The organism is uncultured Maribacter sp., from assembly GCF_947496775.1.
In the GTDB taxonomy this organism is placed as follows: domain Bacteria; phylum Bacteroidota; class Bacteroidia; order Flavobacteriales; family Flavobacteriaceae; genus Maribacter_B.
The window spans coordinates 130,075-156,520 of record NZ_CANMDU010000007.1 but is presented as its reverse complement, the minus strand read 5'-3'; the positions used below and the strand labels follow the sequence as shown (position 1 = coordinate 156,520).

The window sequence follows — 26,446 nt, the reverse complement described above, 5'->3', positions numbered from 1 at the left end:
ATTACTCATCCCACCATACTTTTACATTTATGCTATTACCATCTGTGTTAGTAGCGGCTTCTGTATAATTGCTATTATTTAAGGCTTCTTCCTCAGCTGGGTAGGGCATACGAACAGGAAGCATATTGTTGTTTAAGCTTGCCGAGATAGTTTTAAGTTGCGGGTAGCCTGTTCTTCTATATTCTATCCACCCTTCATAACCATTTATCATATTAGAAATCCATTTTTGGGTAATAATTTGTTCTATAGGATTTTGCCCGTTTTGCCCATATGCTGCAACAGTAGTAAGGTAATTTGTTGGTAATGTTGTACCCCAATAAGCAAAAGATTCTTCTACTGCTTGTTCATATAATATCTGTGCATCAGCAGAAATAAGTAATTTTTCTGCGGCCTCTGCAAGTAAAAATTTGGTTTCCCAACTAGTCATAAAATTAGCATCTAAAACTCCAGGGTTCTCTCTAAAAATAGTTCCTGTTAAAGAATAATCTGCTAATGCAATGGAGGTTTGTGAGGCATCTATACCATTTAGTAAACCGTTGTATTCTCCTGTAGTACTATTACTAAAAGGTCTAAATAATGTAGCAAGCCTAGGATCGTTTAAATTGGTTAATATTTCGTCCATTGTTTCTGATAAAACAAAGTTGTTAAAATCTCCAATTCGTAATCGGGCTAATCTAAAGTTATTTGGTTCTCCATCCGTAAAATCAAATTTTGCATTTTGAGAATTGTTTGCAATAAACTTGTTTTCGGTATATAAGGCTTGTATTTGTGCTGCTACATTTTCTTTATCCGAAATACGCATTAAAAATTTTAATTGTAACGATTTAGCAAAACGAACCCATGCATCTAAATCGCCATTAAAAAGAATATCGCCTTCTAAGGTTATAGAACCGTTATAGTTTTCTATTGCAGTAATTCCTTTTTCTAAATTATCTAGTATACCACCTTCTTCTAAGTAAATAGATTCTTGTGTATCATAAGCCGGTGTTACCGTAATGTCTTTCCCTTTAAAAGCTTCGGAATACGGAACATCACCAAAAATATCGGTAAGTGCACCAGCCATATATGCTTTTAGTATTCTGGAAGGTCCTTCATAAACAGCAAAAGTTTCATTTTCTAAAGCTAGCGTTAGTATTTGTTCGTTATCTCTAAGATTGGTATACAATATTGGCCAAGGATTACCACCAAGTTGTGGTGATTTTAAATCATGGCGGTCAAAAAGATTAAAATCTAATGCTGTAGTATACTGCCCCAATAAGTTCCCTGCAGTAAAACCTTCATAAGACATTTGCTCTCCATAATCATAAATTACTTGTCTTAAAAGTAAACTTGGTTGTACGCTAACAGGAGCATTAGGATTCGTATTTATTTCTTTAAAGTCTTTGGTACAAGAAAATACTGTTGCAATAATGCAAAGTGTTAATAGTACTGTATATTTTTTATATATCATTATAGTATCTTAAAAATTAAATCCTGCTTTTATTCCAAAGCTTCTAGTAGTAGCGTACGACATGTCTTCTATACCGCTAATAAATCCTTGCCCTTGAACAGCTAATTGCTCGGGGTCAAAGTGTGGATTCTCTGTTATTGCAAATAAATTTTTTCCTATGAAAGAAACGCGTAGAGTAGCGTCATTTTTAAAAACTTTTAAATTATCAAAAGTATAGCCTAGAGAAACCTGACGAAGTTTTAAAAAGGAAGCATCATAGGTATTGTTTTCTTCATGGTTACGGTCATAAAATTGGCGGTAATAACTCTCTGCAGTTACGGCTGTGGTATTAGGTTCATATATTGGAGTATCTATTGTACCAACATTAACAACACCTTGAGAAACAATACCTTCTTCTGGTCTAAAAGCCGTTTCTGCTAATTGACCACCAACATTACCTAAGGCGCGTGTTCTAGAAACTATAATACCGCCTTGTCTCCAATCTAACAAAAAGCCTAAATCCCATTTTTTATAATTAAATTGATTATTAAAACCAAGCATAAAATCTGGATTGTAGTTTCCTAATTTTTGTAGATTATTATCTGGAATATAACGACCTTCATCCGTTAGGATAAAGTCGCCATCTTCATTTTTTAAATATCCAGTACCATATAAATCTCCGATACGGCCACCTTCTTCTGCTTGTAAAAATACCGTTTGGTTTTGACTGTCGTATATTCTGGAGTAGGCCAATGTTAATAAGCCACCATCTTGTGGCAAGCTCTCTACAGTAGCTCTGTTTCTACTAAAATTAAAGGTGGTGTTCCAGCTAAAATCTGTAGTAAGAACAGGAGTAGCATTAAGAATAATTTCTACCCCTTTAGAGCGTACTTCTCCGCCATTAACTACTTGTTGTGTAAAGCCCGAAGATATGCCAATAGGTAAAGAAATAATTTGGTCTTTAGTAACCGCGTTATAATAAGAAACGTCTAGGTTTAAACGGTCTTTAAAAAAACGAATATCTGCACCAATCTCAAAAGATGACGTTTGTTCTGGCTTAAGATTTGCATTTGCAATAGTATTCTGGTCGCTAAATGTGGGCTGCCCATTAAAAGGTGTTTGTGCTACAAAAGCACCTGTAGTTTGGTACGGATTTGTATCATTACCAACTTGTGCCCAACTAGCTCTTAATTTTGCAAAAGAAATTTCTTGCGGTAAATCTACTACCTCAGAAATTATAAAACTCGTAGAAACAGAAGGGTAAAAGAAAGACGTATTATCTACAGAAAACGGTGTTGCTAGTGCACTAGACCAATCGTTTCTTCCAGTAATATCTAAAAATAGAAAGTTCTTATATCCGAATTTGGCTAAACCATAGAAGCTGTTAATTCTTTTTTCCGATGCAAATTCAAATACTTCAATTGGTGATGCTGCATTAGATAGTTTAAAAATTCCTGGTTGTGCTAAACTTGTGGTTTGTGATTGGTTCGTTACTGCTCTTTGGTTCATTCTATTTGCACCTAAAGAAATATCGACTTTAAAATCACCAAATTTGTTTTTATAATTTAGAAGAAAATCGGTATTTATTTCTCTAAAAAAAACATCATGCTCAGCATAAGCACCATTGCTAAACCTGTTAGAACTATACGCACGTTTAAGTTGTCTTAATTCGCTAGAATAATCCATTCCTGTGCGTATGGTAGCACTTAAATTATTGGTAATATCATACTTGGCAGAAAGGTTACCAAAAACTCTATCTCTATTAAAAGAGTTGGTGTTTTCATTTAAGATAAAGTATGGATTATCAAAAAAGGTATAATTAAAAGAATATTGTTGTGTGCCTTCTAAGCCAGGTTGCCAATAATTTTTTAGATTATTAATATTTAAAGAACGAGGGCCCCACGCAACTAAAGAATAATTTACATTCTCGGAACCATAACCACTAGAAGGCCTATTATCACTCTGTGAATTTACATAGCTTATAGAAGAATTTATATGTAGTTTTTCTGTGGGCTTAAATCCTAAACGTGCGGCTATGGTTTGGCGATCTAAATTAACTCCTGGAATAATAGATTCACTACGCAAATCTGTAAAAGAAAGTCTTAGATTTCCTTTATCAAAATTAGAAGCTATAGCTAAGTTATTTATGGCTGTAGTTCCTGTTTCATAAAAATCTTTAAGATTGTCTGGGTTAGCGTTAAACGGAGTTGCAGTTATTGGCAAACCACTGTAAAGAGCAGTATCACCACCACGTACTACCGTACCATTTGCAAGAGTCACAGGACTATCAAATTGAGGCACTAGGTTGCCTGCATTTAATCTTGGCCCCCAACTATAGGTTATATTATCATTAGTACCTCCACCAAGGCCATCTACGTAGGCAAATTGTCCAGAATTACCTTGACCATATTCATTTTGAAAATCTGGTAAACGAAAAGCAGAATCTACAAAGAAACTGGTATTGTAACTAATACCTAAACCTTTGTTTTTAGAGCCGTTTTTGGTTTGTATTAAAATAACCCCATTAGACGCTCGTGTTCCGTATAATGCAGCAGCACTAGGACCTTTTAAAACAGATACTTCTTCAATATCATCTGGATTTACCTCCATGGCACCGTTACCAAAATCTATTTCCTGAAAACCTGCAGCGGCTTCATTGGTAAAATTAAAAACAGAGTTATTATTAATAGGAACACCATCTACCACAAAAAGTGGATTGTTATTAGAGAAGGAAGCTTCTCCTCTAATAGTTATTTTAGAAGAAGAACCAACTCCTGTTGCACCTTGGTTAATAGTTACGCCAGCCAGCTTTCCGCTTAAATTATCTAGGAAGTTGGCAGATTTTACTTCGGTTACTCCTTTGGCATTTATACTTTGTACAGCATAGCCTAGTTCTTTAGTTTCTCTTTTAAAGCCTAAAGCAGTTAAAACTACTTCATCTAACTGTTCTGAAGATTCTTCTAAAACTGCATTTACAGTTTTATTATAGTGTATAGGTATTACTTGTGTGGTATACCCTAAGGCAGAGAATTGTAATGCGCCTTGAAAATTAGGAACATCTAAGGTATAAGCACCATTTGTATCTGAGGCAGTTCCTTTTGAGGTTCCTACTAATGTAATATTTACATTGGGTATTGGGTCTCCAAAAGAATTGGTAACCGTACCAGAAATGGTTTGTTGCGAAAAGCTAAGTACGCTCATTAAAAGCGTAACGAAATGTATGGTATATTTCATTAATATGTATGAATAATGGATACTGATAACCAATTAGTATGGTTATTAAAAAAGATGGTCTTAAGAAAACTGAAAAGAAGGAGAACCCTTATTGAAATAGATTTCGGGGGAACTATTATTTGTTTTTAGGGAAATATATATCGTAATTACCTTTTTCTGAATTTGAAGTAACTCTACAAAAAGGGCATTGATTATAGAAGTGTTGGTACTATAAAGAGAGCCAATGGTAAACACATCCTTTTCAACATCAATATCTCTAAGAACTTTTAACTTAAGGATTTCAATATTTTCTTTAGAAGCCCAAGAATATACTTGCCTTTGTAATTGTGTAGTTTGCCAAGGCAGGTTTTTAAAAAAATCAGTTTGAAATTGAGTTTTGTGAAAACCCATTAAATAAAACCCGCCATCCGTTGATGCTCCAAAAACAGATTTCATATCCGTTATATTGCTGGCAGCGGTAACCAAATGTTTGGTAGTTAAATGCGGCGTGTCATTACCAATAGTAATAACGCGCTCATAACCCAAATTAAAAACGGATTGTACGGCATTGGTAAAACGCTCTCCGAAAGAATTTCCTCTCTGTTCGTGTTCGGTAAAATGGAAATAAGGAAGACCAGATTTTTTAATGGTCATTAATGTTTTTTGAGTAAGACTATGAAATAAGAGGCTACCATTGTGTATCTTTTTATGCTTTAACTCTTCTTCCGAAGAATGTGCAAAAAAGACAATTGCAGTATGCCCAGGTTTCATAATTTTCATTTTCTTAATCTGTCTATAAATTACTTTAGAGCGAGCCCAAGTGGTATTAATTTAAAAATCTCCATTATAGAGTAAAATTACATAAATAAAGATACTTTTACTTTGGTCGATGACTTCTTTTTATCATTACAAATAGCTTGTCTTTTATTTTTCTAGAGACCAAAATCTTGTTTTGTAAAGATAAATCATAAACGCAAAACGAACCGATAAGTCGGTTTTGTTTAGAATAATTGAATATGTAATTTCGTATAGTTACCGTTGTGGTACTGCTTTTTTCGGCGATTAACTTTATTCCATATAATTTGTGGTTTTGTTTAGGACAAAACATACGGTGTAGTCTGTTTGTTTACTAAAGAAATAGGTAATTTTAAGGAGATATGAATGTAATTAGTAATGATTTTAGTATTGGATTAGTACTTTCTGGAGGAGGTGTTCGGGGCATGGCCCATATTGGGGTTATAAAAGCAATGAATGAATTTGGAATAGATGCCACTATTATTTCTGGTAGTAGTGCAGGAGCATTAGTAGGAGCGTTATATGCAAATGGAAATAGTCCAGATGAAATGTTTTCTTTTTTTAAAGAGACCCCCCTTTTTAAGTACAATTTTTTAACAATGACCAAAGCCGGATTTATTGATACCGACAAATACATTAAAATTTTAGAGACTTATTTTCCAAAGAATTCTTTCGAGGCATTAAACAAAGAATTGCATTTAGTTGCTACCGATTTACAAAGCGGAGAAGAAGTGTTTTTTTCTTCGGGAGAGTTAATAAAACCTTTATTAGCATCGGCAGCATTACCACCCGTTTTTAGTCCGGTAGAATTAAATGGAATACTCTACGCCGATGGCGGAATTATGAATAATTTTCCCATTGAGCCAATACAAAAAAAGGCAAATTTTATTATTGGTAGCAATGTGTCTGTAGTAAGTAATTTAGAAAAACGAGAGCTTAAAAACTCTGTTAAACTTGCGGCGAGAGTTACTAATTTAATGGTGTACGCATCGTCCAACCAAAAACTTAAAGTTTGTGATATTGTAATGGAACCTATGGCACTAGAAAAAATTGGTGTGTTAGATAAAAGAGGAATGAAAAAAGCCTTTGAAATTGGATATAATCATGCCTGTATAGAGTTAGAAAATTATTCTAAAAGGATTGGTTTTCCGTCCTAAACATCATCAAAATCAATTTTTAAAGTAGGGGTTGTTGGGTGGGCTTGACAAGTAAGTATCAATCCTTCTTCAATTTCACCATCCGTTAAAATTTGGTTTTTAACCATTTCTGCTTTTCCTTCAGTAACCCTAGCAATACAACTACTGCATACACCACCTTGGCAAGAGTAAGGAGCATCAATATTTTCTTTAAGAACGGCATCTAAAACAATTTCTGACTTGTCCATAGATAAAGAAAATTCTTCATCGTCTACAACAACAGAAATTTGCGTTTTACCATTCGCCGTTACCGGAAGTTCCTCTTTAATTTCTGTTGTAGTAAAAAGCTCAAAATGAATTTTGTCTTTAGGTACGTCATTCTCCTCTAAAGTATTACTTGCTAACGTAATTAAAGATTCTGGACCACAAAGGTAGTAACCATCAAAAGAAACATCTTTGTGTTTGTTTTTTAGAGCATAATTTATAGTAGAAACATCAATTCTTCCAAAAAGAGAGTTCTCTTCTTTTGTTTGGCTATTGGTAAAATATACAAAAAAGCGATTGGCATATTCTAATTGTAATTTCATTAAATCGGTGTAAAACATAGTCTCTTTGTACGATTTATTACCATAGACCAAAACAAATTTACTATCAGCATTACTATCTAATACTGTTTTGGCAATACTCATTATAGGAGTAATACCACTACCAGCAGCTATTGCGGCAATGTTTTTTGCAGAAGAAGAAGTATTAAAAACAAAGCGCCCTTCTGGTGGCATAACCTCTAGAATATCACCTTCTTTTAGTTTGGTATTAGCATAGTCAGAGAAGCCACCACCATCTATTTTTTTTACCCCTATAGTAATAGAATCACTCTTAGGAGAAGAACTTATAGAATATGCTCTACGCAATTCTTTTCCTTTTACTTCCTTTTTTATAGTAATGTATTGGCCTGGCACAAAATAAAAAGTCTGTAAAAGGTCTTTAGGAATACTAAAAGTTATTGCTACAGAACTAGGTGTAAGAGATTTTATTTGTTTTACCGTTAGGGGGTGAAAATGAGCCATGCTTTACTATTTAAATAAGAATGCAAAATTAAGCAAAGCAAGTAGGTTACTAAAGTAGAATAGTAAAAATATATACCTAAGTTTATTATGCATAAGGAAATTATGTATATATTTGAGGTAAGAAAATTAATACATGAGTAATTCTAAATTATATAAAGGGAGTTTAAATACTATTATTTTAAAACTGTTAGACGAACAGGGTAAAATGTATGGGTATGAGATTACCCAAAAAGTAAAAGCCCTTACCAAAGGAGAGTTACAAATTACCGAAGGTGCTTTGTACCCTGCTTTACATAAACTAGAAGCCGAAGGTTTGTTAGATGTAGAGGTAGCCAAAGTAGATAATCGTTTGCGCAAATATTATATGTTAACAGAAGCAGGAGAAAAAGAAACCGTAAACCGCTTGGCAGAACTAGAAGAATTTATACGTAGTATGCAAAATTTAGTAAATCCTAATTGGAGTATTAATTAAAAATTAGGGACTATGCGTTTAGTGAAAGAAGACATTCTAAATATAGAGAGGTATTTAAAAGACAAGGGTATTAAGTTTTTAGATGTTCGTTACGAACTTATAGATCATTTGGTTTCTGAATATGAAGCCATGGAAAATTATCCAGATTTAGAAAGTTTTTTAATAAAACGGGTTCCTTGGTGTAAAAAAGTAGCAGAAGAAAAAAGGAAATCTATACATTGGGGGTATCAAAAGGCATTTTGGACTAGGCTTTTTAGTTTTTTAAAGAAGCCGATGACTTGTTTTTTTTTAATATTTTGGGCTGTTTCGTTACATATCTTGGTGAGTTTGCTAAGCCCTAAAGTTTTTAACGCTGTCATTATATCTATTTTTTATTGTGTTCCTATATGTCAAATAGGGTTGTTTTTTTATCAAAGACAATTAGATGGAATAAAGAAAAAGGTGTTGTCATATGATACCTTATTTAATATTTATAGTTTTCCGCATTTGTATATGTATTTTCTTCCCCTTATAGGTGATTATATGAAATCAGAACCGTATTGGCTTGCAGGTTATTGTACTATTGGGATATTATTAAATGCTACTGCTCTAATAGAAGTTGTTAATAGAAGAAAACTAATACTAAAAGAGTATAAATTTTTGAAACTGTTTTTCTCATGAGTTTATCAAAAGAGGAAATTGTATTTATAGATTCTTATTTAATAAAAGCAGATATTCAATTTATGGATATTCGCATGGAAATGGTAGATCATATTGCTGTAGGTATAGAAACTAAAATGACGGAGGAAAATATTAACTTTTATAATGCTTTTAGGGAATATATGATTGTTCATAAAAAAGGTTTAATCCAATCTTACGAGAGTCAAAAAAGAGTTTTAAAAGAAGAATCACTATTCGTTTTGCTACGTAATTTCACAAAGCCATATGCTATTGTATTAATTTTGGTGATTTCTTTTTTGAGGTTTATTTGGAAGGATATTTCTTCTATAGAATTTCCTGACTTTCAAATTGTTTTAGGGCTGGAATTGTTTACGATTTCCACATATTACGTAATTAGATTTTTTGATGGAAAAAATAGATTTTCGGTTATTGAATCTTTGGTTTGGCCTTTAAATATTTTTGGTTTTTTAGTGATAATATTGATTGACAATAACTCACTAAAGACTACACTTTATACAACTGTACCACTGATTATAGATATATCTGTCATTTTTATTATCTCTTTATATTTAATTTTTCTAATCACTTTCTTTAAAATGAAGAAAGAAGTAAAAAATAAATATTCAATTTTTATAGCATGAAATTAAGCCAATCTCAAATACAAGATATCGAAAGATATTTAGATTATCATGAACTAAAACAAGTGGACCTTAGGGTTGAGGTGCTGGATCATATGGCAGAAAGTATAGAAGCAGCTATGGAAAATGGTGTTTCGTATGTAGATGCTTTTAATCGGCAAAGAGAAAGATGGAATCCCGAGCTTGAAAGTTATTCTTCTTTTTGGTTGGGATGGGCACTTTCTGGTCCTAAAATGATGATTAAAAAGTGTGCGCAGATGATGCGGAAAATTTATCTTTTCGCTCTTCTTAGTACTGTGTTAATTTCAGGAATATTATTTTTCATTCTTAAACTATTGCCTTTAAATGTTCTTGGTAATACATTGGATATTATTATTAAAATTTTGTTTGTGATTCCTTTTTTGGTCTCGCTTCTTCTCTTGTATAAAATAAAACAAACAAGTTTAAAAACTACTTATCAGTATTTTTATAAAACCCAGGCTTGGGGGTGGAGTCTTTGTGGCACTTTATTTAATCCAATTTTAATAAGTAATAAGCCTTACTTTGGTATAGAAATTCGTTATGTAAAATTGTTGTGGCCTGTTTTTTTAATTATGGTTTGTTTACAGTTTTATAAAATTTACCAAAAACACATTAGAGTTATAAAAAGAATGGCTTAGTAATGCAACTAAATCAAGTACAAATACAACAACTTTATGCTTTTACTAGCAAGCATTTTGTAGAACATTACGATCTACAAACGGAGCTGGTGGATCATTTAGCTAATGGTATAGAAGAGCAAATTGCCATAAATCCGGAACTAACTTTTAAACAAGCCTTAAATAATGAGTTTAGAAAATTTGGCGTCCATGGTTTTGAATATGTTATTGCTAAAAGAAAAAGAGCAATGTCATTAAAATACTGGAAAATAATTTTTGGGTTTTTTAAAGACTATTTTAAACTACCAAAGATTGTGTATTTTATAAGAGCAATAGCCCTCTGTTATGTATTGTTTTCTAATTTAAATACAAGTTGGAAATATGACATAATTTTAGGTTTGTTCTTTTTGCCAATAATTTTTGTATTTGTAATGTCTATTAGAGTCAGAAAAGACAACGGGCTGGAACAAAAAAATATGGCAAAAAATGGATGCTTAAAGATCAAATTTATGAATATACGAGTGTTGTAAATATTCTAAATTTTTTTCCGATTACATTAAATCTTTCCTTTTTTAGAGATAGTATTCCAATGCATAGCAGTTTAGTCGACTTCTTTTTTGCGATAGCGTTTGTTTGCCTTGTTTTACTCTGTTACCTTATGACTTATATTATTCCTCAAAAAGCAGAAGAATTACTTGCCAAAAATTATCCAGAATATAATATAGTAAACACTTTGTAGCAAATCATCTTAATTTCACACTAACAAATAAATTTAAAACACAAACCATGAAAAAAGTAGCGTTCGCCATTATTTTATTTTTAACAGTGTATGTACAGGCGCAAGAAAAGTCAGTTTTACAGAATAAATCAGAAAAACTTATTGAGCTCACAGGTGCTGGTAAAGCTTTTGAAGATGCAATTGCACAAATAGGAGGAGGAGTTGGTGCAGATAAAAAAGAGGCATACAAAAAAGAAGCAGAAGGTACTTTGGTAGAAATATATGAAAAATTAGCAGCATTGTATGCAGAAGAATTTACGGAAGAAGAAATAGATTCGTTAATTAGTTTTTATAATACAGATTTAGGAAAAAAGCTAAGTGTTAAGCAATTAGTTATAAGTCAAAAGGCAATGATGATTGGGAAAACTTGGGGAATGAAAGTTGGAGGAATTGCTCAAAAATATACGCAATAAAAGGGCGTTAATATATGCTATAGGTAAAATAAAGGGCTGTGTATAAATTTTTATACACAGCCCTTTATTTTTTAGAAGTAACTCAACTTCAAGAAATAAAGTACATTTTACCGACCAATGGTATAATAATCGGGTTGTTTTTCTGTTTAAGTTAGGTACGAATACAGATAATTTTGAAGCTTCAACATAAATTTATACTTACAGCGATCATCGCGGGAATAGGATTTAACTCCTGTTCCACTAAAAAGGATGCCTTTCTGAATAGAAATTGGCACGCCTTAAATACCAAATACAATACGCTATATAATGGCAATATTGCTTTTGATGAAGGTAGAGAAACCTTAAATGCTAGTTACCAAGACGACTATTGGGAAGTTTTACCTATAGAGCGTTTAGAGGTAAGTGGTGAAATTAAGTTAGATTCTGAAGACAATAATCCCAACTTTATAATTGCAGAAGAAAAAGCAACCAAAGCTATACAAAAGCATAGCATGGATATTAAAGATGTGGAAAGAAACCCACAAACAGATGAAGCTTTTTTACTTTTAGGAAAAGCTAGGTATTTTGATGAGCGTTATATTCCTGCTTTAGAAGCTTTTAATTATATACTTAAAAAGTATCCAGCCAGTGATAAACTTGCAGAAGCTCGTATTTGGAGAGAAAAAGTAAATATTAGATTAGAGAATGAAGATTTAGCCATTAAGAACTTAAAAAACTTAATGAAGTATGATAAGTTAAAGGATCAAGAATATGCAGATGCTCGTGCAATGATGGCACAGGCGTATATAAATTTGAATGCTCCAGATACAGCGATTCAACACCTAAAAACAGCATCTTACTACACCAAGAAAAACCCTGAAAGAGGAAGATATTACTATATTATTGGTCAATTATATAATCAAATAGGCCATAAAGACAGCGCGAACTATGCTTTTGATAAAATTATAGATTTAAATAGAAAATCGCCAAGAGTATATATGATTAATGCGCACTTGCAAAAAATTCATAATACAGAATTAACAAGTGAGAATAAAGAAGAATTATTAGAGTATTTAACCGATTTAGAAGAGAACAGGGAGAATAGACCATTTTTGGATAAAATCTACCGTCAGATTGCGGAGTATCATTTAGAAACAGAATCTGATAGTTTAGCAATTGTTTATTTTAACAAGTCGCTTCGAAAAACAGAGAATAAGCCTAAGCTAAATGCATTGAACTATGAGAATTTGGCAGAATATAATTTTGACCAAAATCTGTATAAAAATTCTGGAGCTTATTACGATAGTGTTCTTACTAATTTAGGAGAAAATACTAAAAAATATAGAGCAACAAAAAAGAAGCTCGATAATCTAGAAGATGTTATAAAGTATGAAGATGTTGTGCACTATGCAGATAGTGTTATTACCATTTATGATATGCCTAAGGATAAGCAAATAGCGTATTATGAAAACCATGTTGACGAATTAAAGAAAGCAAAGGAAGAAGCTCAGAAAAAAGCAAAAGAAAAAATCACAGACGGTTTTGCAGCTTTTGGTGAGAGTAAAGGTGGTAAAGAAAATAAAGGAAATTTTTATTTCTATAATATAACCAGTTTAGGATATGGTAAAAACGATTTTAAGAATAAATGGGGAACAAGAACTTTAGAAGATAATTGGCGTTGGAGTAATAAAAGTACAACAGCAGCTATTACTAATGCTTTAGCAGAAAACTCATTAGAAAGCAAAGAAAATATTACAGAAGAAGATAAATTTTCTGTGGATTTTTACATGGGACAAATTCCAACAGATGTTACCATTATAGACAGTCTTAAAGCAGGAAGAAATTTTGCAAATTATCAATTAGGATTAATCTATAAAGAAAAGTTTAAAGAAAATCTTTTGGCGGTTGAAAAGCTAGAAGGGGTATTAAAATCTAATCCGGAAGAAAGATTAGTGTTACCATCTAAATACAACTTGTATAAAATTTATGAAGAAGAAGGTAGTCCTTTAGCAGAGTCTATGAAGCAAAATATTATTGATAATCATGGAGATTCTCGTTATGCAGAAATACTATTAAATCCAGAAGCAGTAATATCTGGTAATTTAGATAGTCCAGATGCTCGTTATAATACATTGTATAAAAAGTATAAAAATCAAGAGTTCTTACAAGTAATTACAGAAGCAGAAGCAAATATTAGTAGATATACAGGCGACCCTATTGTTCCTAAGTTCGAAATGTTAAAAGCAAACGCTATAGGAAGATTACAAGGGTTCGAAGATTTTAAAGAAGCATTAAATTATGTGGCGCTTACTTATCCTAATAACCCGGAAGGCAAAAAGGCAGAGCAAATGGTCGCAGAGCAATTGCCAAAACTAAAAGAGAAAGTATTTTCTTCGGAAACCGAATCTACGGGAACAGGAAACTGGAAAGTAGTGTTCCCTTTTAAAAGAAATAATAACGATGCGGCTTTAGTTTTAAAGGAGCTTTTAGAAAAATCTATAAAAGATTTAAAATATAGGAATATAGTTTCTAAAGATATTTATAACTTAGAAGACCAATTTGTGGTAGTTCATGGATTTAAATCTAAAGATTTTGCTTTAGGCTATGCAGAGCTATTAAAAAACAATAAGGATTATAAAGTTGCTAATGAGAATTTTGTAATTTTATCATCAAACTATAAAATAACGCAAGTACATAAAAATTTAGAAGAGTATAAAAAATCTCTTATAACCCCAAAACCTTAACTAATGTTTTCAGACAAACAAAAACCTAGAACTATGAATGAAGTAGGAGGACAGCCTAACAGAATTGAAAAAAACACAAAAATTAAAGGAGATATAGTATCTGAAGCAGATTTTAGAATCGATGGTAAATTAGATGGTAATGTTACCACATCTGGTAAAGTTGTTATTGGTAAAGATGGTTATATCCATGGAAAAGTAGAATGTGTAAATGCAGATATAGAAGGAAACTTTAACGGAGAGCTTTTAGTATCCGATTTACTTTCTTTAAAATCATCTGCCGTAATAGAAGGTACTGTTTCTGTATCTAAATTAGCTGTAGAGCCTGGAGCGACCTTTAATGCATCTTGTTCTATGAAAGGTAAAGGCGGAAGCTTTAACAAGCAACCAATGAGTAACACTAATAATGGAGCAGCAAAAGCATCCTAAGAAGAATAAAAATTTAAAAAATTTTGGCATCCTTTCTGGCATAGCAATAGAAATGGGTGCTATTATTTTTTTAGCCGCCAAAGGAGGTGTTTGGTTAGATGAGTATTACCAAACAGACAAAAAAATATTCACTGCATTTTCTACTATTGCAGGAGTAGCAATAGCTCTTTACTTAGTGCTAAAACAACTAAAGCGAATTAAATATTAATGCGCAAATACAAAATACTTTATAGTTTTTTAATAGCCCTTAGTAGTACACTAATACTTGTTTTTTGTATTCATGTTTTAGTATTAAAACAATTAGCGAAACCTTTATTTGGCAATATGATTATCTCTGCATATGTTATAAATGCAATACTTGCTTTAGTAATATTTGTAGTTTTATATGTTTTTAGAAATAAATGGAAAAATTATTTGGGCTTTTTATTTCTTGGGGGTAGCATGCTTAAGTTTTTAATATTTTTTATTGTTTTTAATCCAGTCTATAAAAATGATGGAGCTGTAGAAACAGTAGAATTCGCGGCATTTTTCATTCCTTATTTTCTTTCTCTTTCTTTTGAAACTCTTTTTACTGCAAGAATGTTAAATAACTTGTAGAAGGTTTGCATTTTATATTTCTTTTATAAAAAGATAAACAAACCTATAAATGCTTTTTGCTTTTTGATTTAAAAGCGTACATTTGCACGGATTTTTCGAGACCGATATTCAAAAGAGATATGCAAAAACCATTTTATTTCAAGATATTTTTAGTGGCAGCACTTTTATTAGGAGGTAATATTTTCGCTAAAGAGAATAATCATCCTGTAGAGGAGTCCAAAGGGAGTCTTAAGGCTGAAATAAAGGAATTTATTGGGCACCACCTTTTAGATTCTCATGATTTTACTCTGTATACTGTAGATGAGGAAAAGAATGAGCATGTTGGTTTTCCTCTTCCTGTAATTTTATGGGATAATGGCTTAAAGGTTTTTTCTTCTTCAAAATTTCATCATGGAGCTTCTGTAGCAGAGGTAGATGGTAATTATTATGCATTAAACCATGGTAAAATTGTAAAGACCGATGCAGAAGGAACTATTTCTTATGATGAGCATCATCATGCAACAAATGAAAAACCTTTAGATTTTTCTATTACTAAAAATGTGGTTTTCATTTTGTTGGTTGCAATTCTTATGTTTTTTATGTTTACGAAAATGGCTAAGTCCTATAAAAACAGTGCCCTGCCAAAAGGTATGGGTCGTTTATTAGAGCCAGTTGTTTTATATATAAGAGATGATATTGCAATTCCAAATATTGGTAAGAAGCATTATAAGAGGTATATGAGTTATTTGTTAACTGTATTTTTCTTTATTTGGATAATAAACTTATTAGGTTTAACTCCACTAGGAGTTAACGTAACAAATAATATAGCGGTAACATTAGCATTGGCTTTGCTTACCTATTTAATAACTACGTTTACTGCAAACAAGAACTATTGGAAACATATTTTTTGGATGCCAGATGTACCTGTTTTTATGAAATTAGTTTTAGCTCCTATTGAATTATTAGGGACTATAATTAAACCTTTCTCTTTAATGATTCGTTTGTATGCGAACATTACTGCAGGTCACGTAGTATTAATGAGTATTTTGGGAATGATGTTTATTTTTAAGAACTGGATAGGTAGTCCATTGTCGTTTGGTTTGGCATTTGCACTTTCACTTCTAGAATTATTAGTAGCCGCTTTACAAGCATATATCTTTACAATGTTATCGGCATTGTATTTTGGTTCAGCTGTAGAAGAGCATCACGACCACTAAAATTGAATGTTTAATAATTAAATATATATATTATGGAAATCCCAACTATTGTAGGAGCTGGTTTAATCGTTATCGGTGCTGGTTTAGGTATTGGTAAAATTGGTGGATCTGCGATGGATGCTATCGCTCGTCAGCCAGAAGCTTCTGGTAAGATTCAAACAGCAATGTTAATTGCTGCGGCTCTTATTGAAGGTATTGGTTTTGCTGCGTTATTCGCATCATAAAACATCTAACAACAGTTACAACGGTTGGTTGTAACTGTTGTTAATTAAACATTTAAACTTAATTTTTTTACGTTTACAAACATGGATAAATTAATAGAACAGTTTTCATTTGGGTTGTTTTTTTGGCAACTATTATTATTCGTTGGCTTACTTCTTTTATTAAGAAAATTTGCTTGGAAACCAATTCTTAATGCGGTAGAAGACCGTGAGGATGGTATAAAAAATGCTTTAGAGGCTGCTGAAAATGCTAAGAGAGAAATGCAAAATTTGCAAGCAGATAACGATAAGTTGTTAAAAGAAGCGCGTGCAGAGAGAGAGGCTATGCTTAAAGAAGCAAGAGAAATCAAAGAAAAAATGATTTCGGATTCTAAGGAGCAAGCGCAAGCAGAAGGAGATAAGATTATTAAACAAGCGCAAGCTGCTATCGAAAGTGAGAAAAAAGCAGCGTTAGCAGATATTAAAAACCAAGTAGGTAATCTTTCTGTGGAAATTGCTGAGAAAGTTATCAAAGAGCAATTATCAGATAAAGACAAGCAATTAAAATTGGTTGAGAATTTATTGGGTGATATTAAATTGAACTAATAGAAATGAGCAATTCAAGAGCAGCCGTACGTTACGCCAAAGCAATATTAGATTTAGCAGTTGAAAACAAAGCTGTAGACGCTGTTGAAAAAGATATGCGTTCTATAATTAGTACTGTTTCTGATAGTGTAGAATTGAGAGATCTATTAGAAAATCCTGTGGTTAGTGGCGAAACTAAGAAAAGTGCTTTGTTGGCAGTTTTTAGTGGAAGTAATACTATTACAGAAGGAGCTATTTCTAATTTAATCGCAAATAAGAGAATCTCTATATTAAACGAAGTTGCTTTAAAATACATAATACTTAACGAGCAGTTAAAAGGGAAAGATGTAGCGCATGTTACTACAGCTGTTCCTTTAACAGCAGACTTAAAAAAGAAAGTATTAGAGCAAGTAACTAAGTTAACAGGAAAAGAGGTTACCGTAGAAAATACTATCGATGAAAGTATCATTGGTGGTTTTGTTTTACGTGTAGGCGATTTACAGTATGATGCTAGTATCGCAAATAAATTAAGTAATTTACAAAGAGAATTTACAAGTAGTCTATAATATATTTTCGGATTTTTAGGAATCCAGAACCTTATATCTAAAACAAATGGCAGGAGTAAAAGCCGCTGAAGTATCAGCAATTTTAAAGAAACAATTATCAGGATTTGACGCTACGGCTTCATTGGACGAAGTAGGAACAGTATTGCAAGTGGGTGATGGTATCGCACGTGTATACGGCTTATCTAATGTACAATACGGAGAACTAGTTGAATTCGAGGGTGGTTTAAAAGGAATCGTTCTTAACTTAGAAGAAGATAACGTTGGTGTGGTACTTTTAAGCCCATCAAGAGACGTTAAAGAAGGTTCTGTAGTTAAGCGTACGCAAACTATTGCTTCTATCAATGTTGGTGAAGGAATTGCAGGTCGTGTGGTAAATACTCTAGGTCTTCCTATCGATGGTAAAGGACCTATTTCTGGTGAAACGTATGAAATGCCATTGGAGCGTAAAGCACCTGGTGTAATTTTCCGTGAGCCAGTTACCGAGCCATTACAAACTGGTATTAAGGCAATTGATGCTATGATACCTGTAGGTAGAGGACAGCGTGAGTTGGTTATTGGTGACCGTCAGACTGGTAAGACTACGGTTTGTATTGATACCATCTTAAATCAAAAAGAATTTTACGATGCAGGTGAGCCTGTATATTGTATATATGTTGCTATTGGTCAAAAAGCTTCTACTGTAGCTGCAATTGCGCAGACTTTAGAAGATAAAGGAGCTTTAGCATATACTACTATAGTTGCTGCGAATGCATCTGATCCTGCACCTATGCAGGTTTATGCTCCATTTGCCGGTGCTGCTATTGGAGAGTACTTCCGTGATACTGGTCGTCCTGCATTAATTATTTATGATGATTTATCTAAGCAAGCGGTTGCCTATCGTGAGGTTTCTCTTTTATTAAGACGTCCACCAGGACGTGAAGCTTACCCTGGAGATGTATTTTATCTTCACTCTAGATTATTAGAGCGTTCTGCAAAAGTTATAGCAGATGATGGTATTGCCAAAAACATGAACGACCTTCCAGATTCTTTAAAACCGATTGTAAAAGGTGGTGGTTCATTAACGGCCCTTCCAATAATTGAGACACAGGCGGGAGATGTTTCGGCTTACATTCCTACGAATGTAATATCTATTACAGATGGTCAGATTTTCTTAGAGCAAGATTTGTTTAACCAAGGGGTTCGTCCGGCAATTAACGTGGGTATTTCTGTATCTCGTGTTGGTGGTAATGCACAGATTAAATCTATGAAAAAAGTATCTGGTACATTAAAATTAGACCAGGCGCAATTCCGTGAATTAGAGGCATTCGCGAAATTCGGTTCGGATTTAGATGCAGCTACCTTAAACGTAATTGAAAAAGGTCGTCGTAATGTAGAGATTTTAAAGCAAGCGCAAAATGATCCATTTACAGTAGAAGATCAGGTTGCTATTATTTATGCTGGCTCTAAGAATTTATTAAAAGACGTTCCTGTTGAAAAAGTAAAAGAATTCGAAAGAGATTTTATCGAATTTTTAAATGCTAAGCATAGAGGTGTTTTAGATACATTAAAGGCTGGGAAACTTACAGACGAGGTTACAGATACTTTGAGTACAGTTTGTAAAGAAATGTCAGCAAAATATAAAGCTTAAAAATTGGAAGTAGTTAGTAATGAGTAAGTAGAGAGAGCTTATTACTCATCACTAACTACTAAAGACTAAAAAAATGGCAAACTTAAAAGAAATACGTAATAGAATAGCATCGGTATCCTCTACTATGCAGATTACTAGTGCCATGAAAATGGTATCTGCTGCAAAGCTTAAGAAAGCGCAAGATGCAATTACAGCTATGCGACCTTATGCGGATAAACTTACAGAGCTTTTACAGAGTTTAAGCGCAAGTTTAGATGCAGACTCAGGAAGTACGTATGCAGATAATAGACCTGTAAATAAGGTGTTGGTTGTAGCCATTACATCGAATAGAGGTTTGTGTGGTGCTTTTAATACCAATGTTCTTAAGCAATGTGCTTCTTTGGAAGAGAATACGTATGCAGGAAAGCAATTAGATTTTGTTGCAATAGGAAAAAAAGCGAATGATATTCTTTCAAAAAAACATAATGTAATTAGCAATCATAGTGAGGTCTTTGATAATTTGACTTTTGAGAATGTAGCCTTAATTGCGGAAGAATTAATGCTTCTTTTTAGGGAAGGTACTTACGATAAAATTGAAATTGTTTATAACAAGTTTAAAAATGCGGCAACGCAAATTGTTATGACAGAGCAATTTTTGCCTATTATTCCAGTAGAAGGAGCAGAAAGTAACAACTCCGATTATATTTTTGAGCCCTCAAAAATTGAAATCGTAGAGCAGTTAATACCAAAGTCATTAAAAACACAGTTGTATAAAGGTATTCGCGATTCTTTTGCTAGTGAACATGGAGCTCGAATGACGGCAATGCATAAGGCAACAGATAATGCAACCGAACTTAGAGATCAACTTAAGTTAACTTATAACAAGGCTAGACAAGCCGCAATTACTAATGAAATTTTAGAAATTGTTGGTGGTGCAGAAGCATTAAATAATTAGAACTATAGCATATAATTATTTTATAAAATAGAAAGCTCTACTTTTAAGTAGAGCTTTTTTGTTGCCTAAGTTTAAATACCTATTTTTAAACTCTAATTTCTAGACTATTGAATCCGTTAAAAAAACTTTTTAAGCAGACTTTTGTATATGGTCTTGCAACGGTATTGCCTAGAATGCTATCCTTTATTTTGGTTCCTTTATATACCTCGGTAATGGCTCCGGGTTTATTTGGTAAATTAAGTGTAATATTTGCTTGGTTTGCCATATTTAATGTAGTCTTGGCGTATGGAATGGAAACCGCTTTTTTTAGATTTTATAGTAAGTCAAAAGAAAAGAATAAGGTAGTTTCTACTTCTTTGATTTCTATTTTGGTTACTACCGGAGCATTTATATGTATTGGTTTTGTATTTTTTGAATCCTTATCAGAGCTTTTAGAAGTGGATAAAAAGTATTTAGGTTATGTGTTGTTAATTTTAGCGCTAGATGCTTTGGTAGTTGTCCCTTTTGCATGGTTACGGGCTAACGAAAAACCTATGCGTTATGCCGTTGTAAAAATACTAAACGTAGGTATTAATTTAGGGTTAAGTATTTTTTTCTTAGTAATGCTCCCAAGTTTCGTAGAAGGTAATTCAGACGGCATTTTATCTTCATTGTATAAACCAAATTTTCAAATCTCTTATATTTTTATTGCTAACGTAACTGCAAGTGGTGTTACTCTTTTATTGATGAGTGAATTGTACCGAAAAACTAATTGGTTTTTTGACAAGGCATTATGGAAAAAGATGATGCAATACGCAATGCCTGTAATGGTAGCAGGAATGGCATTTAGTATAAATGAAGTATTTGATCGTATCTTATTAGAAAAATTACTTCCAGAAGATGTCTCTGAAGCAAAAGTGGGGATGTATTCTGCATGCTATAAAATAGCATTGTTTATGACTCTTTTTGCAACAGCATTTCGTATGGGAATAGAGCCATTTTTCTTTAACCATTCTAATTCCGAGAATCCGCAAAAGGCATATGCCCAAATTACCAATTATTTTGTTGTTTTAGGAAGCATAATTTTATTAGGAGTGGTTGTTTATGCAGATATTTTAAAAATAATTATTGTACGAGATCCCGCTTATTGGGAAGCAATGCCAATTGTACCAATTATAGTACTTGCTAGTTTCTTTTTAGGAATATACCACAACTTATCTGTTTGGTATAAAGTAACAGATCGCACAAAATTTGGAGCATATATATCTATTATAGGCGCCATTTTAACCATTATTATTAATGTGGTATTCATAAAATATTTTGAGTATATGGCATCTGCAATAGCCACATTAGTTGCTTACGGAAGCATGATGTTTTTGTCTTTTTATTTTGGAAGAAAACACTACCCTATTCCTTACAATTTTAGAAAAATAGGGTTTTACCTTTTATTATCTATAAGTTTCTCTGGGATTGCCTTTTACGGATTCGATAGAAATTTAATTGTTGGTAATATATTACTTGCTATATTTTTGGGATTACTATATAAATTAGAAAACGATAACCTTAGAAAGGTATTTTTAAAAAATGGAAATAAAGATAATTAATAAATCGTCTCACGATTTACCACATTACGAAACAAGGGCATCTGCAGGAATGGACTTAAGAGCCAATATTCAAGAAGCTATTACTCTGGAGCCAATGGAAAGAACTATTGTTAAAACTGGTTTGTTTATAGAGCTTCCTATTGGTTTTGAGGCACAAGTAAGACCAAGAAGTGGTTTGGCTGCTAAAAAAGGAGTTACCGTTCTTAATGCACCCGGAACTGTAGATGCCGATTATAGAGGTGAAATAGGGGTAATACTAGTTAATTTGTCTAACGAATCTTTTGTAATTGAAAATGGGGAGCGTATTGCGCAACTAGTGATTGCAAAGCACGAACGTGCGGAATGGATATCCGTAGATGAATTATCAGAAACCGCAAGAGGAGAAGGCGGATTTGGTAGTACGGGTGTAAAATAATTCTTGCTTAAGTAAGAGTCTCTTAAAATAAAATCCTAATAATATAAATATTTCTACGTTGTACTAGGCGTAAAGATGTTCCTGCTTATGCAGGAATTAAGTGTAACCATTAACAAATACCTGTTTTTACAGGCAAATAGTATGAAAATAATAGTTCCAATGGCGGGCAGAGGCTCGCGACTAAGACCACATTCTTTAACGGTTCCTAAACCATTAATTCCGGTTGCAGGAAAACCAATTGTACATAGATTAGTGAGTGATATAGCCAAAGTTTTAAAACAACCAATTGAAGAAATTGCATTTGTTTTAGGAGACCCAGCTTGGTTTGGAGACGATGTAATTGCTAGTTTAAAAGAATTAGCAGAAAGTTTAGGGGCAAAAGCATCTATCTACAGGCAAGATAAACCTTTGGGAACAGGGCATGCAATTATGTGCGCAGAACCATCTTTATCTGGACCTGCTGTAATTGCTTATGCCGACACTTTAATTAGAGCAGAATTTGATTTGGACCCAGATGCCGATAGCGTTATATGGACAAAGAAAGTAGAGAACCCAGAAGCATATGGTGTTGTTAAACTTAACGATAAAGAGGAAATAGTAGAGCTAGTGGAAAAACCAGAAACTTTCGTTAGTGACCAAGCGGTAATTGGTATTTACTATTTTAAAGATGTAGCTGTTTTAAAAGGCAAGCTTCAAGAAATTTTGGATGAAAACATAATGAATGGTGGCGAATACCAAATAAATGATGGTATTAAACGCATGATGGCAGACGGTAGAGTTTTTAAAACCGGTACGGTAGATGAGTGGATGGATTGTGGTAATAAAAAAATAACCATTGAAACCAACCAAAGAATGTTAGGTTTTTTAGAGGCAGATGGAGAAGAACTTATCTCTAATTCTGTACAATTAGAAAATGCAAATATTATTGCTCCGTGTTATATTGGGGAGAATGTAGTTTTAAAAGATACTACAGTAGGCCCTTTTGTCTCTATAGGAAACAATTCTGTAGTAGAGAATTCTACAATTAAAAATAGTTTAATTCAAACAAATAGTATTATTACCAATGCCAATTTAGATAATGCTATGATTGGTAACCATGCTAAATTCAATGGTAATTTCGAAAGTATTAGTATAGGAGATTATTCTGTCTTGGAATAGTTTTCTCTTTAAACTAGAATTAAATGCCTCGTGAATTAACTTGCGAGGCATTTACTATTTCAGGGAATTTTTTTAACGGCTGTTAATTCCTTGTTATAGAAAAGACTTGTTTTTAGAAATATTCAAGTTTTATACTAATTTAGTAGTTCGCAAGGATTATAAAACTTCTCTTGGCTAACGAACATTCCAATGAAAATTATAAATCGTTTAAAAATTGTATTGCATTTAGGATGTTTCTTAGTGCTTTTTTCTGTGTTAGCACAAGAAGATAAAATAAATGTTGAAGAAAGCGCCGCTGTATTTTTAGAAGAGTATTCCGATAATTTTCAAGAACAATTTTTCGAAGGTTTAAAGCAAAAGGGTATTGAAAATTATGATAAAGCGATAAAGTACTTTCTAAAATGTAAAGAAATAGACGCTGAGAGTACTGTAGTAAGCCATGAATTGGCAAAAGTATATCTCTTGAATAAAGAGTATATAAATGCGCAAAACTACGCTCTAGAAGCTTTAAATAAAGAACCAGAAAATTTATGGTACTTGTATACTTTGGTTACTGCAATGCAGTCTCAAGGTGGTACTGTTGGTAGCTTAACGCAAAGTATGCCCTATGAGAATATTATATTAAGAGAGAACCTTGGTAAAATATACTATTCACAAAAAAATTATAAAGGAGCTTTAGCAGCTTTAGAAGGAATAAAAAAATCTAAAAAACAACAAGATTTATATACCAAAATAGAAGAAGCTGTAAAAAAGCAAGAAGAAGAAAAAACATCTGTTTCTTATACAGTGACTAACACTGTATCTACTACGCGAACAAAAACAGATAATGGCGTGCAGGCCTATAAGGCAAGGTTAAAAGGATTAATTTCTATTAAAGCTTATAGTATAATTAAGCAAGTAGCAACAGAAGCCGTAGAACAATACCCATTACAGCCATATTTTTACTATACCCAAGCATATGCCTTAAACCAAACAAAGAGGTATAGAGAGGCCATTGCCATATTGGAGGTCTCTTTGGATTATTTGGTGGATGATATAAGTTTGGCTAATAAAATATATAAAGAATTAGCCAATGGCTATACCGGATTAAATCAGACTTCTAGAGCAAATATGTATCTTCGTAAGATAAAACCCGGATTTTAAAGTATTATGCATACCATGAAGCAAGCCTTACTATATTTAGTACTTCCTATAATTATTCTATCTGTTTTTTCCTGTAAAACCACCAAAGTGGTTTCCGACGGTAGTGTAAACGAAAATTTATCTGCAAAGGCTATTATTAAATCGCACTATCAAAATCAACTCGATTTTAAAACGTTAAGTGGTAAAGTAAAGATTAATTATTCCGACGGAGAATCTTCTCAAGGTGTATCGGTTAGTTTACGAATGGAGAAAGACAATGCAATATGGATGAGCGCTCCACTTGGGATGGTTAAAGTACTTATAACCCCAAAAAGAGTTTCTTTCTATAATAAACTCCAAAACGAGTATTTTGATGGTAATTTCTCTTATCTGAGTAACTTATTAGGAACCGATTTAGACTTTGATAAAGTACAAGATTTATTGCTAGGGCAAGCAATTTTCGATTTACGAAAAGAAAAGTATAACGCAACCGTTACGGATAAAAAGTATCAATTAAAACCTAAAAAAGCAGGAGATTTATTTAAAACATTTTTTCAGATAGAACCTACTAATTTTAAAATGGCATCACAGCAACTCTCGCAGCCTTTAAAGAAAAGAGTTTTGGAGATTGATTATAAAAACTATCAGAAAATAGAAAACAAAGTGTTGCCTAATACTATCGTTATTACAGCTATAGATAAAAAGGTTACCAATACTATAGATTTGGAATATAGGAATATAGAGTTTAATAGGGCATTGAATTTTCCATATAAAATTCCGAAAGGTTTTGATGAGATTGTATTAAAAGGTAATGGGAAGTAAATCGTTTTTAAATTTTATTCTAGTTGTGCTTATAACCGTTGTTTCGGTTACCAATACACATGCGCAAACCAAAGAGCAAAAATCATTAGAAGCAAAAAGAGAGAAACTGCAAAAAGAGATTCGCGAAATAAATAGATTGCTTTTTGCTGAAAAAAAGGAAAAAGGTGATGTTCTAGATCAAATGGAAGCCCTGGATAAGAAGATAAACGTACGCCAACAACTTATTAGGGTTACCAACCAACAATCCAATTTATTAAACCGTCAGATAAATGCAAATATTCGTAGTATTTCTAAACTAAATAAAGAGTTAAAGACAGTAAAAGATGAGTATGCAACGATGATTCGGAAATCGTATCAAAATAAGTCTCAGCAAAGTAGACTTATGTTTCTGTTATCTTCCGATAATTTTTACCAAGCCTTTAAAAGACTGCAATATATACAGCAGTATACAGAATACCGTAAAGAACAAGGAGAAGAAATTGCCATAAAAGCAGAAGAACTAGACCGACTTAATAAAGATTTAAATGCCGAGCGTAAAGTAAAAGAAGTTCTTCTAGCGCAAAATAGAAAGGCAAAAAATAAACTTTTTGGAGAAATAAAAACACAGAAAGAATTATTGAATAGTATTCGTAAAAACGAGAGTAAATATACAAGTGTAATAAACAAGAAGAAAAAGGAAGCCCGTAAAATAGATAAGCAAATAGAAACTTTAATTAGAAAGGCCATTGTAGCATCCAATAAAAAGATAGGAAAGAAAACTAAAAGTAATTCTGCGAAATTTCTTTTAACACCAGAAGCTAGTGCGGTTGCCAATAGTTTTTCTTCTAATAAAGGAAAGCTAATATGGCCCGTAGAAAAGGGAATTAAAAGTCAAGGATTCGGAATTTACAAAGATGCGGTATACCCAGGTATAAAACACCAGAGTAATGGTGTTATCATAGCAACCGATGAAGGTGCTAAAGCGAGAGCAATATTCGAAGGGGAGGTAATTGCCATACTTGCCGTTCCTGGAGGTAATAAAGGAGTGCAAATAAAACATGGAAATTTTATAAGCACCTATTATAATTTGTCTGATTTATATGTTAAAAAAGGAGATAAAGTATCTGTGAAAACAGAATTAGGCACCATTTATACCAATCGGTCTAACGGGCAAACCCGCTTAAAATTCTACTTGTACCAAGATACGGTTAGGCTTAACCCTGAGGATTGGGTGTATCAATTATAAGTCTCTTTATTTGGTAATTTTTATTTTC

At 32.7% G+C, this 26,446-nt stretch carries 27 protein-coding genes; 23 read left to right on the top strand and 4 right to left on the bottom strand.

All coding sequences use genetic code 11. The annotated features are described in order from the left end of the window. Window position 1: 1 nt before the first annotated feature. The 3 genes from Q0856_RS12565 to Q0856_RS12555 are packed head-to-tail and all read right to left on the bottom strand — an operon-like array spanning window position 2 to window position 5,422. Window positions 2–1,450, bottom strand: a complete 1,449-nt coding sequence (locus Q0856_RS12565) for a SusD/RagB family nutrient-binding outer membrane lipoprotein (RefSeq protein WP_298505488.1) — start codon at window positions 1,448–1,450, stop codon at window positions 2–4. A gap of 9 nt (window positions 1,451–1,459) precedes the next feature. Further along, a complete protein-coding gene (locus Q0856_RS12560; RefSeq protein ID WP_298505486.1) occupies window positions 1,460–4,663 on the bottom strand; it encodes a SusC/RagA family TonB-linked outer membrane protein in 3,204 nt (1,067 codons plus the stop codon). 60 nt (window positions 4,664–4,723) lie between these two features. Further along, window positions 4,724–5,422, bottom strand: coding sequence for a DUF2064 domain-containing protein (locus Q0856_RS12555; protein WP_298505485.1), 699 nt, complete (start codon window positions 5,420–5,422; stop codon window positions 4,724–4,726). 377 nt (window positions 5,423–5,799) lie between these two features. On the opposite strand from Q0856_RS12555, the gene Q0856_RS12550 reads away from it, so the two are divergent. Beyond that, the gene (locus Q0856_RS12550; protein WP_298505483.1) at window positions 5,800–6,594 is read left to right on the top strand and encodes a patatin-like phospholipase family protein; all 795 of its coding nucleotides are present in this window, start codon (window positions 5,800–5,802) and stop codon (window positions 6,592–6,594) included. Here the strand turns inward: Q0856_RS12550 and Q0856_RS12545 are convergent. After that, window positions 6,591–7,640, bottom strand: a complete 1,050-nt coding sequence (locus Q0856_RS12545; RefSeq protein WP_298474992.1) for a ferredoxin--NADP reductase — start codon at window positions 7,638–7,640, stop codon at window positions 6,591–6,593. The genes Q0856_RS12550 and Q0856_RS12545 overlap by 4 nt on opposite strands. A gap of 133 nt (window positions 7,641–7,773) precedes the next feature. Here Q0856_RS12545 and Q0856_RS12540 point away from each other — a divergent pair, with 133 nt between their 5' ends. From Q0856_RS12540 to Q0856_RS12435, 22 genes are all read left to right on the top strand, one after another. Continuing rightward, window positions 7,774–8,112 (top strand): PadR family transcriptional regulator, encoded by a 339-nt coding sequence (locus Q0856_RS12540; RefSeq protein ID WP_298505482.1) that lies wholly within the window; start codon window positions 7,774–7,776, stop codon window positions 8,110–8,112. Between the two features lie 12 nt (window positions 8,113–8,124). Continuing rightward, complete coding sequence (locus Q0856_RS12535) at window positions 8,125–8,772, top strand: hypothetical protein (protein ID WP_298505481.1); 648 nt, start codon at window positions 8,125–8,127, stop codon at window positions 8,770–8,772. Further along, window positions 8,769–9,413 (top strand): hypothetical protein, encoded by a 645-nt coding sequence (locus Q0856_RS12530; protein ID WP_298505476.1) that lies wholly within the window; start codon window positions 8,769–8,771, stop codon window positions 9,411–9,413. The genes Q0856_RS12535 and Q0856_RS12530 overlap by 4 nt, the downstream gene beginning before the upstream one ends. Then, window positions 9,410–10,069 carry a hypothetical protein gene (locus Q0856_RS12525; RefSeq protein ID WP_298505473.1) on the top strand — a complete coding sequence of 220 codons (660 nt, stop codon included), beginning with the start codon at window positions 9,410–9,412 and terminating at the stop codon, window positions 10,067–10,069. Before Q0856_RS12530 ends, Q0856_RS12525 begins: the two co-directional genes overlap by 4 nt. Window positions 10,070–10,071: 2 nt before the next feature. Further along, window positions 10,072–10,578: a hypothetical protein gene (locus tag Q0856_RS12520; RefSeq protein WP_298505471.1), complete on the top strand. Its 507-nt coding sequence runs from the start codon at window positions 10,072–10,074 to the stop codon at window positions 10,576–10,578. 256 nt (window positions 10,579–10,834) lie between these two features. After that, a complete protein-coding gene (locus tag Q0856_RS12515; RefSeq protein ID WP_298505469.1) occupies window positions 10,835–11,239 on the top strand; it encodes a DUF2059 domain-containing protein in 405 nt (134 codons plus the stop codon). 173 nt (window positions 11,240–11,412) lie between these two features. Further along, entirely contained in the window at window positions 11,413–13,962 is a 2,550-nt protein-coding gene (locus Q0856_RS12510) for a hypothetical protein (protein WP_298505467.1), read from the top strand. A gap of 3 nt (window positions 13,963–13,965) precedes the next feature. Continuing rightward, entirely contained in the window at window positions 13,966–14,388 is a 423-nt protein-coding gene (locus tag Q0856_RS12505) for a polymer-forming cytoskeletal protein (protein ID WP_298474976.1), read from the top strand. Then, window positions 14,366–14,596 (top strand): AtpZ/AtpI family protein, encoded by a 231-nt coding sequence (locus tag Q0856_RS12500; protein WP_298474973.1) that lies wholly within the window; start codon window positions 14,366–14,368, stop codon window positions 14,594–14,596. Before Q0856_RS12505 ends, Q0856_RS12500 begins: the two co-directional genes overlap by 23 nt. Next, window positions 14,596–14,985 carry a hypothetical protein gene (locus Q0856_RS12495; RefSeq protein WP_298505464.1) on the top strand — a complete coding sequence of 130 codons (390 nt, stop codon included), beginning with the start codon at window positions 14,596–14,598 and terminating at the stop codon, window positions 14,983–14,985. Before Q0856_RS12500 ends, Q0856_RS12495 begins: the two co-directional genes overlap by 1 nt. Before the next feature lie 119 nt (window positions 14,986–15,104). Then, the gene (gene atpB, locus Q0856_RS12490) at window positions 15,105–16,181 is read left to right on the top strand and encodes a F0F1 ATP synthase subunit A (RefSeq protein WP_298474968.1); all 1,077 of its coding nucleotides are present in this window, start codon (window positions 15,105–15,107) and stop codon (window positions 16,179–16,181) included. Window positions 16,182–16,213: 32 nt separating this feature from the next. Further along, the gene (atpE, locus tag Q0856_RS12485; RefSeq protein ID WP_031446173.1) at window positions 16,214–16,405 is read left to right on the top strand and encodes an ATP synthase F0 subunit C; all 192 of its coding nucleotides are present in this window, start codon (window positions 16,214–16,216) and stop codon (window positions 16,403–16,405) included. Window positions 16,406–16,486: 81 nt separating this feature from the next. Continuing rightward, window positions 16,487–16,987: a F0F1 ATP synthase subunit B gene (locus Q0856_RS12480; protein ID WP_298505461.1), complete on the top strand. Its 501-nt coding sequence runs from the start codon at window positions 16,487–16,489 to the stop codon at window positions 16,985–16,987. A gap of 5 nt (window positions 16,988–16,992) precedes the next feature. Next, window positions 16,993–17,532: an ATP synthase F1 subunit delta gene (gene atpH, locus Q0856_RS12475; RefSeq protein WP_298505458.1), complete on the top strand. Its 540-nt coding sequence runs from the start codon at window positions 16,993–16,995 to the stop codon at window positions 17,530–17,532. A gap of 46 nt (window positions 17,533–17,578) precedes the next feature. Beyond that, window positions 17,579–19,159 carry a F0F1 ATP synthase subunit alpha gene (gene atpA / locus Q0856_RS12470; protein WP_298474956.1) on the top strand — a complete coding sequence of 527 codons (1,581 nt, stop codon included), beginning with the start codon at window positions 17,579–17,581 and terminating at the stop codon, window positions 19,157–19,159. 73 nt (window positions 19,160–19,232) lie between these two features. Then, complete coding sequence (atpG, locus tag Q0856_RS12465) at window positions 19,233–20,093, top strand: ATP synthase F1 subunit gamma (RefSeq protein WP_298505456.1); 861 nt, start codon at window positions 19,233–19,235, stop codon at window positions 20,091–20,093. Window positions 20,094–20,200: 107 nt separating this feature from the next. Next, the gene (locus Q0856_RS12460; RefSeq protein ID WP_298505453.1) at window positions 20,201–21,676 is read left to right on the top strand and encodes an oligosaccharide flippase family protein; all 1,476 of its coding nucleotides are present in this window, start codon (window positions 20,201–20,203) and stop codon (window positions 21,674–21,676) included. After that, complete coding sequence (gene dut, locus Q0856_RS12455; RefSeq protein WP_298505451.1) at window positions 21,657–22,091, top strand: dUTP diphosphatase; 435 nt, start codon at window positions 21,657–21,659, stop codon at window positions 22,089–22,091. Before Q0856_RS12460 ends, dut begins: the two co-directional genes overlap by 20 nt. Window positions 22,092–22,232: 141 nt before the next feature. After that, on the top strand, window positions 22,233–23,249 hold the full coding sequence (locus Q0856_RS12450) for a sugar phosphate nucleotidyltransferase (RefSeq protein WP_298505448.1): 1,017 nt from the start codon (window positions 22,233–22,235) through the stop codon (window positions 23,247–23,249). A 189-nt stretch (window positions 23,250–23,438) separates the two neighbouring features. Next, the gene (locus Q0856_RS12445) at window positions 23,439–24,392 is read left to right on the top strand and encodes a hypothetical protein (RefSeq protein ID WP_298505445.1); all 954 of its coding nucleotides are present in this window, start codon (window positions 23,439–23,441) and stop codon (window positions 24,390–24,392) included. A 15-nt stretch (window positions 24,393–24,407) separates the two neighbouring features. Then, on the top strand, window positions 24,408–25,193 hold the full coding sequence (locus Q0856_RS12440; RefSeq protein WP_298505444.1) for a DUF4292 domain-containing protein: 786 nt from the start codon (window positions 24,408–24,410) through the stop codon (window positions 25,191–25,193). After that, a complete protein-coding gene (locus Q0856_RS12435) occupies window positions 25,183–26,418 on the top strand; it encodes a peptidoglycan DD-metalloendopeptidase family protein (protein WP_298474941.1) in 1,236 nt (411 codons plus the stop codon). The genes Q0856_RS12440 and Q0856_RS12435 overlap by 11 nt, the downstream gene beginning before the upstream one ends. Window positions 26,419–26,446 lie beyond the last annotated feature (28 nt).